Source organism: Bradyrhizobium sp. LB13.1, assembly GCF_054056815.1.
Genome location: NZ_JBSRYQ010000001.1, coordinates 5,862,869 through 5,876,494 on the forward strand (window position 1 = coordinate 5,862,869; position 13,626 = coordinate 5,876,494).

Annotated in this window: 11 protein-coding genes; 2 read left to right on the forward strand and 9 right to left on the reverse strand. The window is 65.1% G+C overall.

What is annotated here, in order from left to right; all coding sequences use genetic code 11:
- Nucleotides 1–281: 281 nt before the first annotated feature.
- The 6 genes from ACVWYI_RS28500 to ACVWYI_RS28525 form a co-directional block, all read right to left on the reverse strand.
- On the reverse strand, nucleotides 282–698 hold the full coding sequence (locus tag ACVWYI_RS28500; RefSeq protein ID WP_456663759.1) for an SRPBCC family protein: 417 nt from the start codon (nucleotides 696–698) through the stop codon (nucleotides 282–284).
- Between the two features lie 162 nt (nucleotides 699–860).
- The gene (gene murJ, locus ACVWYI_RS28505) at nucleotides 861–2,387 is read right to left on the reverse strand and encodes a murein biosynthesis integral membrane protein MurJ (RefSeq protein WP_456663760.1); all 1,527 of its coding nucleotides are present in this window, start codon (nucleotides 2,385–2,387) and stop codon (nucleotides 861–863) included.
- A gap of 137 nt (nucleotides 2,388–2,524) precedes the next feature.
- The gene (locus tag ACVWYI_RS28510; protein ID WP_456664583.1) at nucleotides 2,525–3,676 is read right to left on the reverse strand and encodes a DegT/DnrJ/EryC1/StrS family aminotransferase; all 1,152 of its coding nucleotides are present in this window, start codon (nucleotides 3,674–3,676) and stop codon (nucleotides 2,525–2,527) included.
- 39 nt (nucleotides 3,677–3,715) lie between these two features.
- A complete protein-coding gene (locus ACVWYI_RS28515; RefSeq protein WP_456663761.1) occupies nucleotides 3,716–4,720 on the reverse strand; it encodes a Gfo/Idh/MocA family oxidoreductase in 1,005 nt (334 codons plus the stop codon).
- Between the two features lie 184 nt (nucleotides 4,721–4,904).
- Nucleotides 4,905–6,317, reverse strand: a complete 1,413-nt coding sequence (locus tag ACVWYI_RS28520; protein ID WP_456663762.1) for a mannose-1-phosphate guanylyltransferase/mannose-6-phosphate isomerase — start codon at nucleotides 6,315–6,317, stop codon at nucleotides 4,905–4,907.
- A 7-nt stretch (nucleotides 6,318–6,324) separates the two neighbouring features.
- Nucleotides 6,325–7,314 (reverse strand): SDR family NAD(P)-dependent oxidoreductase, encoded by a 990-nt coding sequence (locus ACVWYI_RS28525; RefSeq protein WP_456663763.1) that lies wholly within the window; start codon nucleotides 7,312–7,314, stop codon nucleotides 6,325–6,327.
- A gap of 193 nt (nucleotides 7,315–7,507) precedes the next feature.
- Here ACVWYI_RS28525 and ACVWYI_RS28530 point away from each other — a divergent pair, with 193 nt between their 5' ends.
- Entirely contained in the window at nucleotides 7,508–8,467 is a 960-nt protein-coding gene (locus ACVWYI_RS28530) for a lysylphosphatidylglycerol synthase transmembrane domain-containing protein (protein WP_247443624.1), read from the forward strand.
- Nucleotides 8,464–9,483 carry a glycosyl transferase gene (locus ACVWYI_RS28535; protein WP_456663764.1) on the forward strand — a complete coding sequence of 340 codons (1,020 nt, stop codon included), beginning with the start codon at nucleotides 8,464–8,466 and terminating at the stop codon, nucleotides 9,481–9,483. The genes ACVWYI_RS28530 and ACVWYI_RS28535 overlap by 4 nt, the downstream gene beginning before the upstream one ends.
- Here the strand turns inward: ACVWYI_RS28535 and ACVWYI_RS28540 are convergent.
- From ACVWYI_RS28540 to ACVWYI_RS28550, 3 genes are read right to left on the reverse strand one after another with little or no spacing between them, the layout of a single operon-like run.
- Nucleotides 9,471–10,418 carry an NAD-dependent epimerase/dehydratase family protein gene (locus ACVWYI_RS28540; protein ID WP_456663765.1) on the reverse strand — a complete coding sequence of 316 codons (948 nt, stop codon included), beginning with the start codon at nucleotides 10,416–10,418 and terminating at the stop codon, nucleotides 9,471–9,473. The two genes, ACVWYI_RS28535 and ACVWYI_RS28540, sit on opposite strands and share 13 nt — an antisense overlap.
- Entirely contained in the window at nucleotides 10,415–11,635 is a 1,221-nt protein-coding gene (locus ACVWYI_RS28545; protein ID WP_456663766.1) for a glycosyltransferase family 4 protein, read from the reverse strand. Before ACVWYI_RS28545 ends, ACVWYI_RS28540 begins: the two co-directional genes overlap by 4 nt.
- A 2-nt stretch (nucleotides 11,636–11,637) precedes the next feature.
- On the reverse strand, nucleotides 11,638–13,551 hold the full coding sequence (locus ACVWYI_RS28550; RefSeq protein WP_456663767.1) for an SDR family NAD(P)-dependent oxidoreductase: 1,914 nt from the start codon (nucleotides 13,549–13,551) through the stop codon (nucleotides 11,638–11,640).
- Nucleotides 13,552–13,626: the final 75 nt, after the last annotated feature.

Here is a 13,626-nt window from a genome sequence, read left to right on the forward strand (position 1 = left end):
GACGGAAAGGTCGCGGCTCGCTCATTTCCCTGTGAAGATCGATGATCCTGCGGACCTCCCCGGCACGCTCGGAAAACCCCTTACAGGTCGCAATGAGCACATTGGTCGTGCCGGCCAGTCATCGGCCAATGGGAGTCAAGCGGACGTTTTGCGACCGCTCTGAGAGGTTAGCCAATGAGCCGAAGGCGATCATTCCCCGACGGTTCAGTTTCCGTCAGGTGCTGGGCGAGGAAAGCCGACGACGCCTGTCGGGAATCTCATCTCTTCCCCCCTACCCGCCTTCACGACTTCTTCTGCCTCGCTTCCACGTGTCGTGCGAAGTTGTCGAGGATGGCCTGCCAACCGCCTTGCTGCTGCTCGACCGAGTGCGTCGATTCGCCATCGAAGACAACGCGGACGAGAATGCCCTTCGGGCCGGGCACAAACTCGACTTCGGCTTTTCGCTCGCCGAACGCGTATTCGATCCGCTTGTGTTCGACGATCTTCGTGTAGGTACCGGCGAAGTCAAAACCCATGCTGCCGTCCTTGGCCTCCATGCGAGATGAGAAGGCACCGCCTTCTCGCAGGTCGACGGTAGCCTTGGTCGTATGCCAGTCGTCGGACGCGGCGTTCCACTTCATGATGTCGGCAGGCGTCGTATAAGCGCGCCAGACCTGATCGATGGGGGCTGCTACGTTGGTTTCGACGGTGATCCTCATAAACAGTGCTCCTGGTTCGATTTTGCCGGATCGAGGTGACGGCATCACTTCACGTGTACGGGGTCCATCCACGGCACTTCCGGGAGGTCTCCATCCAAGGACGATCGAGACTGGTCCGTGCCGACAAGGTCGAGCCGTCGATGCGTTGAAAATTCGAAGAAGCTAGCCGCGCACCAGCGAGACCAGCCAGCGGCGGCCGAACAGAACCAGGATCGCGAGCGCGTAGACGATGGTGCCCCCGAGGGCCAACAGGACCAGCGTCAGTTCGTCTTGGAAGTGCATCGAGGCAAGATAGGCGCCGCTGAACCGTGCGATCAGCCAGAAGGCGGCGGCCAGGATGATGCCGGTCAGCAGGAATTTGGCCAGCGACAACAGCCAGGCACGGTCCAGCACGAGAAAGCCCCGCCGCACTGCGAAGAAGAGCACCAGCAGCAGATTGGTCCAGACACCGATGGCTGTTGCGAGCGCCAGGCCGATCTGGGCGAGCGATCCCATCAAGGCGACTTTCAGGGCGACGTTGACCGCGATGCCGGTCAGTGACGCTCGAACCGGCGTCGCCGTGTCCTTGCGCGCATAGAAGGTCGCGACCGCGCTGCGGATCAGCACGAAGGGGATCAGGCCGATGGCATAGGCGGCGAGCGTGGCGCCGGCGACGGCGGCATCGGCTTTCGAGAACGCCCCGCGGGCGAACAGCGCACGCATGATCGCATCGGGCACGGTGAGGAAGGCGGCGACGAACGGCACCGAGAACAGCAGCGTGAAATCGAACGCGCGGCGCTGCGCCTTCATCGCGCCGTCATGGTCGTTGGCGGTGATCCGCCGCGACATCTCCGGCAGCAGCACCGTGCCGATGGCGATACCGATGACGCCGATCGGCAGCTGGTTGAGGCGGTCGGCATAGTAGAGCGCCGACAGCGCGCCCGCGGGCAGGAAGGTCGCGATGATGGTGTCGGCAAACAGCGCGACCTGCGTGCCCATCGAGCCCAGCGTCGCGGGCCCGAGCGCCCTAAAGAAGCCGCGGACGTCTTCGTCGAGCTTGAGTGGCGCGAAGCGCGGCAGGCCGCCGTGGCGCGCGAGATCGCCCGCCAGCAGGAAATATTGCAGGAAGCCCGAGATCAGGACGCCCCAGGCGGCGGCATGGCCCGCGCTGGGAAACCAGACAGCGAGCGCCAGCGTCATCATCATCGAGATGTTGAGGAAGATCGAGGCCGCCGCAGCGCTGGCGAAGCGCTGCATCACGTTGAGCATGCCGCCATAGAGCGTGACCAGCGTGATCAGCAGCAGATAGGGAAAGGTGATCCGGGTGAGCTCGATCGCGAGCCTGCGCTGCTCGGCATCCTCGCTAAAGCCGGGCGCCAAAATGCTCATGGCCTGCGGCATGAACAGCCAGGCGACGATCAGCAGCACCACTTGCGAGGCCAGCAGCAGCGTGAAAATGCGGTCGGCGAACAATCTTGCCGCCCCCTCCCCGCGCTCGCCATGGACGTGGGCATAGGCCGGCACCCAGGCGGCGTTGAACGCGCCTTCGGCAAAGATCGCGCGGAAATGATTGGGCAGCCGCAGCGCCACGAAAAAGGCGTCGGCCACCGGGCCGGCGCCGAGGATCGCCGCGAGCATGATGTCGCGGGCAAATCCCGTCAGCCGCGAGAGCAGCGTATATCCGCCAACCGTGAAGATGCGTCCGAGCATGCGTCTTTTCTAGAGACTTATCGAACAGAGGTCGATTGCATCTTGCGATACGCATTGCTGTGTCCTCTCCCTTTGTGGGAGAGGGCAGCGCCGCAATTCGACACAAGCTCATCGGGGTGAGGGTAAAAATGACAAAATCAGGTTGAAAGCGCGCCGCGCACGGCCGCGATGACCCGTTCCTGATCGGCCTCGGTCAGATAAGCGTGCATCGGCAGGCTGATGACGTCCTGCGACAGGCTCTCGCAGCCCGGCAGGCCGCCTTCTGCGACCGGATACTGCTTGTAGGCGGTCTGCTGATGCATCGACTTGCCGTAATAGATCGCAGTCGGCACGCCCTGGGCCTTCAGCGCGGCGGCAAAGCCGTCGCGGTCGGTGCCCGCAGGGAGGCGGATGGTGTACTGCGCCCAGACCGAACTATTGCCGGGAGCCACGCGCGGCGCGGTCACCACATTGCCGAGCCCGCGCGCGTAGCGCTCGGCGACCTTGTTGCGGGCGGCGATCTCGTCGTCGAAGATCATCAGCTTCTCGATCAGGATCGCGGCCTGCATGGTGTCGATCCGGCCGGTCAGGCCGAGGCGGACGTTGTCGTATTTGTCGACGCCCTGCCCGTGCACGCGGATGCTGCGCAGCGTCGCCGCGAGTTCGTCATCATCGGTGAAGATCGCGCCGCCGTCGCCGAAGCAGCCGAGCGGCTTTGCGGGAAAGAAGCTGGTCGCGGTGGCGAGCCCAAAGGTGCCGAGCTTGCGGCCCTTGTAGCTCGCGCCAAAGCCTTGGGCTGCGTCATCGAGCACGAACAGGCCTTCGGCCTTGGCGATCTCGGCGATGGCGTCATGATCGGCGGGCTGGCCGAACAGGTCGACCGGAATGACCGCGACCGGCTTGAGGCCAGCCTTGCGGGCGGTCGCGATGCCCCGCTTGAGCGATTCCGGGCTCATGTTGAAGGTGGCTTCGTCCACGTCGACATAGACCGGCGTTGCGCCGGTCCGCGCCACTGGCGAAGCCGTCGCGATGAAGGTGAACGACGGACAGAACACGGCGTCGCCCGGTCCGACATTCTTCGCCATCATCACCATCAGGATCGCATCGGTGCCGCTGGCGCAGCCGATGACGTGCTTGGCGCCGCAATAGGCCGCAAGCTGCTTCTCGAGTTCGGCGACTTCGGGGCCGTTGACGAACTGACAATGGTCGAGAACGCGCTTCACGGCTGTATCGAGCGAGTCGCCGAGCCGGCGGCGCTGCGAGGCGACGTCGATGAAGGGAATGGGTTCGGAACGCAGATGCTGGTTCATGGCGCCTTGCGGGTTTTGATCGGTCAACATGGAATGGGATCAGCCGGCGACGCGGCGCGGGCCCTTGAGGGCGGCCGACTTGGCGGCGGGCCGCGACGGCGTTTCCAGGCACTGCGTGGCGATCTCGAGGCTGGCGACGCCTTCGTCGCCGGTGACCGCCGGCGTCTCGCCGCTACGCACGGCCTTGAGGAACGCGATCAGCTCGGCGCGGAGCGGCTCGTCATGGCCGACCGGCAGATGCCGCATCGAATAGCTGCCGTCAGGCTTGAAGCCGAAGCATTCGGTGACCTGACGCGTCAGGAGATCGCCCATCACGTATTTGCCGCGGGTCGCGACCGTGACGCTCCGCGCCTTGAACGGCGTCAGCCAGTTGGTGTTGATGTGCGCGAGCACGCCGTTGGCGGTGCGGAACTGCAGCAGCGCGATATCCTCGCGCTCGGCGATCGCGCTCGACAATTGCGGTTGCACCTCGACGATGTCGGATTCGGTGAACCATCGGATCAGGTCGATATCATGCACGGCAAGATCGATGACCACGCCGACATTGGACATGCGCGGCGGGAACGGGCCGACCCGCGTGATCGCGATGGAGAGAATATCCTCGCCCGCGATCGCCTGCTTGACGGCGGCGACCGCCGGGTTGAAGCGCTCGACATGGCCGACCATCAGCGTCACGCCGGCCTTTTGCGCGGCGGTGACGATCTCGCGGCCTTCCGCGACCGTGGAGGCGATCGGCTTCTCGACCAGCACGTGGATGTTCTTGGCGATGCAGGCGAGCGAGACCTCGTGATGCAGATGGGTCGGCGCCGCGATGGTGACAGCGTCGATGCCCTCGGCGAAGAGCTGGTCGAGCGTCTCGAAGCCCGTGCAATTGGCAAGTTCCATTGCCCGCGTGCGATGTGCCGGTGAAGGATCGACGACGCCGACAAGGTTGACCCCGGGCAAGCCGCTCAGCACGCGCGCGTGGTTGCTGCCCATCACGCCCGCGCCAATGACGCCGACGCGCAAGCCGACCTTTGCCGGTGCAGATCCGTTGGAACTCATCTGAGCAAACCCCGATTCAAAGCAAATCCCCGGCGCAGCTCTAGCACGGACGCCACATTTGTGGCGAATGCCGCCCTCACGATCCGGACACGATTTGATTCAAAAAGTTACACGTTCCCCGGGCCTTAAGCCTCTGAAAGAGACCATTGTTTTAGGCCGGGTCGCGTGATTCGGAGCGTGCTGGTTACGACCTTTGATAGTCGTCTTCAATCCGGATGATGTCGTCTTCGCCTAGATAACTTCCAGTCTGGACCTCGATCAGCTCCAGCATGATCTTGCCGGGGTTCTCCATCCGGTGCACCGCGCCCATCGGGATGTAGATCGATTCGTTCTCGTGCACCGTCTTGACGGTCTCGTTGACGGTGACGCGAGCGGCGCCGCGGACCACGATCCAGTGCTCGGCGCGATGATGGTGCTTCTGCAGCGACAGCCGCCCGCCCGGCTTCACCACGATGCGCTTGACCTGGTGGCGCTCGCCATTGTCGACCGACTGGTAGCTGCCCCAGGGCCGATGCACCCTAAGGTGCTCCTCGGTGACCTTCGGTGCGACCGCCTTGAGCTTGGTCACGAGCCGCTTCAGGCCGTTGGCATCCTTCTGACGCGAGACCAGCACCGCATCCGCGGTCGCGACCACGACGAGATCGTCGACGCCTTCGAGCGCGACCAGCGCGGAATCGGTGGTGACGTTGCAGTTGCGGCTATCTTCGAACACGGCGGCGCCGTGCGAAGCATTGCCTTGCGCGTCCTTGTCGGACAATTCCCACACCGCGTGCCAGGAGCCGACGTCGGACCAGCCGCAGGACACCGGCACCACCGCTGCGCGCGAGGTCTTTTCCATCACCGCATAGTCGATCGAGATCGCCTTGGCCGCGCCGAACGCCTCGGGCTCCAGCGTCACGAAGCCGAGATCGCGGCCGGCATTGGCGACCGCATTGGAGATCGCCTCCACGCTCGCCGCGTCGACCTTGCGGTATTCGTCGAGCAGCACGCTGGCCGGGAACATGAAGTTGCCGCTGTTCCAGAGATAGCCGGAATTGACGTAGTCGGCCGCCTTCACCGCGTCCGGCTTCTCGACGAAGCGTGTGACTGCGCGCACCTCGCCGGAGATCACATCGCCCGGGCTGATATAGCCGTATTCGGTCGCCGGCCGCTCCGGCTTGACGCCGAAGGTGACGATCCGCCCGGCGCTCGCAGCGATGAGACCTTCGCGGCACGCCGCGACGAAGGCGGCATTGTCCTGCACCACATGGTCGGCGGCGAGCGCGAGCACGATGGCTTCACTGGCGCGGTTCTGCGCGAACACCGCGCCCGCGGCAATCGCGGGGCCGGAATCGCGCCGCATCGGCTCGAGGATCACGTCGGCCTCGATGCCGATCTCGGCGAGCTGCTCCAGCACCATGAAGCGATAGGAGGCATTGGTGATCACGATCGGGCGATCGAACAGCGAGGCCTCCGAGACGCGTAGCAGCGTGTCCTGAAAGGTCGAGCGCGTGCCGAACAGCGGCAGGAATTGCTTGGGGCGCACCTCGCGCGAAGCCGGCCACAGCCGCGTGCCGGCACCGCCGCACATGATCAGGGGGATAATGCGTTTGTCCATCGTCATTTCAAACCTTGAAGTAGTCCCGATACCAGGTGACAAAATTACGAACCCCGTGCGCAATCGGCGTTGACGGTGCAAAGCCGGTGTCGCGCATCAGATCCGAGACATCCGCGAACGTTTCCAAAACGTCTCCCGGCTGCATCGGCAGCAATTCTTTGACCGCCGTCCGACCCAGCTCCTGCTCCAGAAGTCCGACGACATGCATCAGTTCTTCCGGATGGTGGTTGCCGACATTGTAGACCTTAGACGGCGCATTTGCGGCAGCCGGGTCATCCGCGGGCACCTGATCAATCAGCTTGGACACCACGCGGGTGACGTCGTCAATATAGGTGAAGTCGCGACGCATTTTGCCATGGTTAAAGAGCCGGATCGGCCGATCGGCGATGATGGCGTTCACGAACAGAAACATGGCCATATCGGGCCGACCCCAGGGGCCGTAGATGGTAAAGAAGCGCAGGCCCGTGACCGGCAGCCGATAGAGATGGCTGTAGGACTGCGCCATCACCTCGTTCGCCTTCTTGGTCGCAGCGTAGAGGCTCACGGGATGGTCGGTCCGGTCCTGCACGGCAAATGGCAGTTTTGTGTTGGCGCCATAAACGGAGGATGACGAAGCGTAGACGAGATGACGACAGCCATTGTGGCGGCAGCCCTCCAGCACGTTGAGAAAGCCCTGGAGATTGGAATCGGCGTAGGCGTGCGGCTGCTCGATCGAATAGCGCACGCCGGCCTGGGCCGCGAGATGCACGACTTTGGCAAATCGGTGTCGCGCAAACAGCGCCGCGATGGTCTCGCGGTCGGCGAGATCGGCCTCGACGAAGGAGAAACGGGAATCCCCGCGCAACAGCGCAAGGCGCGCCTGTTTCAACGCCGGGTCGTAATAGCTGTTGAGATTGTCGAGCCCGACGACGGGCCGGCCCTCGCTCAGAAGCTGCCGGGCGACGTGAAAGCCGATGAAACCGGCCGCACCCGTAATCAAAATCGCCTGATCCGTCATTCTGTTCCCGAGAAATCCTTCGGCCGTGGGGCCTCTTTAGCGGGGAGCGCAATAGCTCCGCCACCCTGCATGGGGCTGTTCATGAGAGCTGTTAATAACCGCTATTGCAAGATCGACGCCAAAACCATACCAAAGCGGCCGAATTCGGCGCCTCGCGTCGGGTGGTTTCAAAACCCTTGTTCATGCGGGCGAAATGCGCCGAATCCTGCTGTCGACGGCCAAGATCCTGATTTCCGGAGCGCTGCTCTATTTGGCGCTGCGCAAGGTCGATCTGTCCGAACTGTTTTCGCGTTTCACCGTGACCAGCCTGTTCTGGATCGGCCTGGCAATCGCGATCACGTTCCTGCAAATCTTCGTCGGCGTGCTGCGCTGGCGCGAGATCAGCGCGGAATGCGGCGCGCCGCTCGAGCTCGGCCGGGCCATGCGCTACAACGTGATCGGATCGTTCTTCAACCAGACCCTGCCGTCGGCGATCGGCGGCGATGCGGTCCGGCTCTGGCTCGTCGCGCGCGCGGGCGCCGGCTGGCGCGCTGCGACCTACTCGATCTTCGTCGACCGCGCGATCGGTTTGATCGCGCTCGCGATCATCATCGTCGCGAGCCTGCCCTGGAGCTACGCCCTCATCGCCGATCCGCACGGGCGCTCGGCGCTGCTGCTCGTCGACCTCGCGGCGCTCGCGGGTGGTCTCGGCTTCCTGGTCTTCGGCGCGCTGAAATGGCACTGGCTGAAAACCTGGTGGGCCACGCATCACATTCACGCCTGTGCCGTGATCGCCAACCGCGTGATCTTCAGCCGCTCGCGCGGACCGGCGGTCGTGATCCTGTCGCTCGCCGTGCATGTGCTGGCCGTCGTGGTCGCCTGGTGCGTCGTGCAGTCGATCGCGGCGCCGGTCGGCTTCAGCGACGTCTTTATGCTCGTACCGCCGGTGATGCTGATCACGATGATGCCGATCTCGATCGCCGGCTGGGGCGTGCGTGAAGCCACCATGGGCCTCGCGTTCGGCTTCGCGGGACTTGCCACGAACGAGGGCGTCAACGTCTCGCTCCTGTTCGGCGCCGTATACTTCATCGTCGGCGCTATCGGCGGCCTGGTCTGGATCCTCAGCGCGGAGAAAGCCGCGCAGGGGTCGGCGCCGCTCGGGGTGCCGGAGTGAACGCGGCCGTTGACGCGCTCGGCGCCCTACCCTCGCTGCTTGCCGTTGCCATTGCCGCGCTGGTGTCGGCCGCCATCACCTGGACCAGCCGCCCCCTGCTCCAGCGCTACGCATTGGCGCGCCCCAACGCGCGGTCCTCGCATCGTATCCCGACCCCGCAGGGTGCGGGCATCGCGGTAATCGCCGCGACGCTGCTGGTCGCATCAGCCTGGGCAGCCTGGGCGAACGTCGCGATTCCACCCGCGCTGATCGCTGCGACGATCCTGATCGCCCTGGTCGGATTTGCCGACGACATCGTGTCGCTGCCCGTGCTCGTGCGGCTCGTGCTGCAGGCCGCCGCGGTCGGCGCCGTCGTGTTCACCGCGCCCGAGACCGCGCGCATCGCGCCGGCGCTGCCGCTGGCGCTGGAGCGCGGCCTCATCCTGCTGGCGGGCGTGTGGTTCGTGAACCTCGTCAACTTCATGGACGGGCTCGACCTGATGACGGCGGCGGAAGTCGTGCCCGTCACCGCGGCGCTGCTGCTGCTGGGACTGCTCGGCGATTTGTCGTGGCCGGCCGCGCTGATCGCCGCGGCGCTGTGCGGCGCCGTGCTCGGCTTTGCGCCGTTCAACAAGCCGCTCGCAAAAGTCTTCCTGGGCGATGTCGGCAGCCTGCCGATCGGCCTTTTGCTCGGATGGTGCCTGCTCGAGCTCGCCTGGCACGGACAAGCCGCCGCAGCGCTGCTGCTGCCGGCCTATTACCTCGCGGATGCCACCATCACGCTGTTTCGCCGCATCGCGCGCCGCGAACAATTCTGGTCGGCGCATCGCTCGCACTTCTACCAGCGCGCCACCGACAACGCCTTCACGGTCCCGCAAGTGATTCGCGAAGTGTTCGTGCTCAACCTCGTGCTGGCATTGCTTGCCATCGTCACCGTGCGTGCCGGCGCGATCGCGATCACGCTTCTCTCCCTGCTCGCCGGCGCGATCGCGATCGGATTTATGCTGCGGCGTTTCTCCCGCCCTCAGGCGTCCTGAGCCGACAACGCCAGCCGCAAGCCCTCGTCGAGAGAGACCTGCGGCTGCCAGCCGGTTGCGGTTACCTTGGCGAGGTTGAGCTCGAGCGAGCCGATCAGGCTGTCATGCGTATCCTGCCGGCCCATCACGCTCAGGAGCGTTGAGAGCAGGTCCGGCGGCATGCCGAACAGCCGCGAGTTCTTGCCGGCAGCTTTCGCCAGCCGCTCGATGAATTCGGGCGTGGAGACCTGCTCCTTGTCGGCCACCAGGAAGATCTCGTAGTTGCTCGTGGGATCGGGATGGGAGAGCCGGCGCAGGATGAACGACGACAGGTTCTGCACGGCAAGGAAGGCGCGGTGATTGTGGATCGCGGCAAAGGGCAGCGGCAGCCCGAGGTTCACGGCACGCGTCAACAGCGCGAAATTGCCCTTGGCGCCCGCACCATAGACCAGCGGCGGCCTGATCACCGAAATCTTCATGGCGCTGTCGCGCGCCAGCGTCTTCAAGCCTGCCTCGGCCGCGGCCTTGGACATGCCGTAGAGGCCGCGCGGCGTCAGGATATCGTCCTCGCTGAACGGCGCGCGGCCCTCGTTGCTGCGGCCGTGCACGAGAACTGTGCTGACGAAGATGAACTGGCGCACGCCAGCCGTCGCCGCGCTGCGCGCCAGGTGCAGCGTGCCGGCAATGTTGACGTTGCGGTAGAGCTGGACCGCATGCTCCTCGTGCTTGTGATGCACGCGCGCGGCGAGATGGACCACCGCGTCGACGCCTTGAAGCGCGGCCTGCCAGTCGGTCTCGGGGCCGATCGTCTCGATCACGACCTCGTCGTCCATGCCTTCCGGGCTGCGCACCGCGCGGCGGACCGACCATCCCTCGCGCGCCAGCGCGGGCACGACATGACGGCCGACGAAACCGCTCGCCCCCGTCACCAAGACGACTGGCTTGCGCTCGTTCATCGTTGCTCCGCCAGTTCGGGGTTGCGCAGCAATTCGTCGACCACGGCAGCATAGGCGTTCATCGCGGTGACGCGATCGAACTTCGCTGCCGCCTTCACCGCGCGCTCCGCAATAGTGACATCGTCGGAGCGAGACGCCGCGCGGATCGCCTCGGCCAGTTGATCGGCACGGCCCGGCGTCACGACCCAGCCCAGCCCGTTCTCCACCACCGTCAACGCGGCCTCGGCCTCCGGCTCGGAGACCAGCACCACGGGACGGCCAACCGCCAGCAGATTGTAGAACCGGCTCGGCACCGACACTCCCGCAACGTCCTTCCGGTACGGAATGATCCAGAGATTGGCCGCCGCCAGGAATGCCTCGAGCTCGGCATCCTCGACCCGCGCCACGAAGGAGACATTGGGCAAGTTCGCTTCGGCCTGCAACTGCGTCAGCCGCTCGAAGCCGATGCCCCAGCCGGAGAGCAGGAAGTGGATGTCCGGATCGTCCTTCAAAAGGCGCGCCGCCTCGAACACGATCTCCGGATCGTGCGTGAAGCCGAGATTTCCCGAAAGGCCGACAATGAAACGCGCGCGATGCGCCTTGCGGAACGGATTGTCCGCCGTCACCGGGCGGGGTCCGGGCGCGAGCGTCGCCCAGTTCGGGATGAAGCGGATCTTGTTCCGCGTCATGCCGGAATAGCTCAGCAGCGGCCGTTCCGCATCGCGGCCGATGGTGATGACGGCATTGAGCGCGCGGAACATCAGGCTGTTGGCGGCGCGCATCGTCATGGTCACGATCGAACCTGGCTTGAGCAGGCCCGCCATCACCAGCACGTCGGGGAAGAGGTCGTGCATGATCAGCGCCGAGCGCGCGCCCTTCAGCCTTGCCGCCGCCGCGACCGCATAAGGCAGCATGAACGGCGCGGTGACGGTGAGCACGACGTCACCTCGCTTCAGCTCCCGTGTCAACGCCAGGAACGTGCGCGCCGCGAACAGCAGTTCGGAGATGCCGCGCCGCACCAGCGCCGTCTTGCCCGCGATACGGTTCTTGACGGCGACGACGCGCGGCTTGCCGGGTCCGCTCTGCGACGCCGGCAGCGCGCCGGATGAGCCCGACAGCACCACGACCTCGTGATCCCCGGCGATGCGGCAGGCGATCTCGGCCATGATCGCCGCCGTCGTGCTCGGATCAGGCGGGTAATGCTGGCTCGCCACGACGATCTTGCCTCGAGGCTGCATGATCAGGCCGCGGTCGACCCGAATTCCGGAACCGCGTCCTTCAGGATGGTCCTGATGGTGGCGCGATCGTCGCGCGCGATCGCCTGCTCCAGCGCCGCAATCCATTTGCGCAGCGTCTGCATCGGCGGCTCGTTCGGCTGTGCGGCCATGATGCCGGCGACGCCGATCTCGCGGGTCGGCTCCTCGGAGGCGAACAGGATTTCGTGCAGGCGTTCGCCGGGCCGCATGCCCGTGAACACGATTTCGATGTCGTAGCCGGGTTGCAAGCCCGAGAGGCGGATCATGCGCTCGGCGAGATCGACGATCTTCACCGGCTGGCCCATGTTGAGCACGTAGACCGACACGTCCGAACGCTGCGTTCCGAGCGCATGCGTTGCCGCCGTGATGACAAGATCGCAAGCCTCGCGGATGGTCATGAAGTAACGGACCATGTCGGGATGCGTGACCGTCACGGGGCCGCCGGCATCGATCTGGGCCTTGAACTTCGGCACCACCGAGCCGTTCGACGCCAGCACATTGCCGAACCGGACCGAGATCAGCCGCATCGACCGCCTTGCGCCGCCGTGACCTGCCGCGAGATCATGGTCGAGCGCCTGGCAATACATCTCGGCGAAGCGCTTGGTGAGGCCGAGCATCGACACCGGCTCGATCGCCTTGTCGGTCGAGATCATCACCATAGCTTCGGCGCCGGCGCCGTGCGCGGCATCGGCAACGTTGATCGAGCCGAAGATATTGGTCTTCACGCCCTCGCTCCAGTCGCGCTCGAGGATCGGCACGTGCTTGAGCGCGGCGGCATGGAACACGATGTCCGGCTTGAAGTCGGCCATCAGGCGCATGATGCGCTCACGGTCGCGAATGTCGGCGATCCGCCCTTCGATCGAAACAGCCGCGCCGTGCGCCGCGAGCGCTTCCGTGATCGCGTAGAGCGCGGGCTCGGAATTTTCCACGATCAGGAGGCGCGCCGCGCCGAACGCGACGACACGCTCGCAGATCTCGGAACCGATCGAGCCGCCCCCGCCGGTGACAATCACCGCCTTGCCCTCGATCAGGGCCTCGAGCCGCGCATAGTCGATCGTCTCGCTCGGCCGTAGCAGCAGGTCCTCGACGGCGACGGCGGTGAGCCGCGGCGTGTCGCCGCTCTCGAGCGAGGGCATGCGGCTCACGATCACGCCGAGCTTGCGCGCCCGCATCAGGATCGATTCGGGATGGGCCTCCGGCTCGAATGCCGTCGGCGTCATCACCACGCGCGCGATCGGCTTGCCGCGCTTGGCGAAGTCGGCGACGACATCCTCGATGTCATCGACGCCGCCCAGAACCGGGACGTTGCGGATGGACTGGCCGCGATCGGAACTCGACGGCGACAGCACGCCGACCGGCCAGATGCGCTTGATCGCCCCGCTCTCGATTCCGCGCAACAGCACCTCGGCATCCGCGGCGCGGCCGATCAGCAGCGTCGGCGCGGCATCCCCGATGCGGGCCTGACGCCGCACCCGCGTATAGCGGAAATAACGGTAGGCCATGCGCAACGCGCTGAGGAAGGAGATCTCGATGAACCAATAGAGGACGATCGTCACCTTGCCGAGGAAGAAGGCGCCGCGGACGTTGGGGGCGACGAAGATGTAATCGAGCACCAGGAGCGCAACCGTCAGCACGGTCGCGACGCGGATGATGTTCAGCGCGTCGGGCAGTGAGATGAAGCGCCATTTCGTCGTGGTCAGGTTGAAGACGAAGAACACGACCACGCTGAAGGCGAGGAAATAGGGCAGGATTTGGATCAGCAGCGGCAGGCGGTCGAAGAAACCTTCGCCGCCCTCGAAGCGCAGATAGAAGGCAGCGAACAGCGCCGCCGTGGTCGCCAGCAGGTCGTGGAGCGCGATGAAGAAATTGCGCAAGGTGAGATGCGAAAGACGCGTCATCCGCTGACCGATGAAAATCCAGTTAGGTGCAACCTGACCGCGCTGATAACCCATCTCGGCAAGACATGCCAGTCA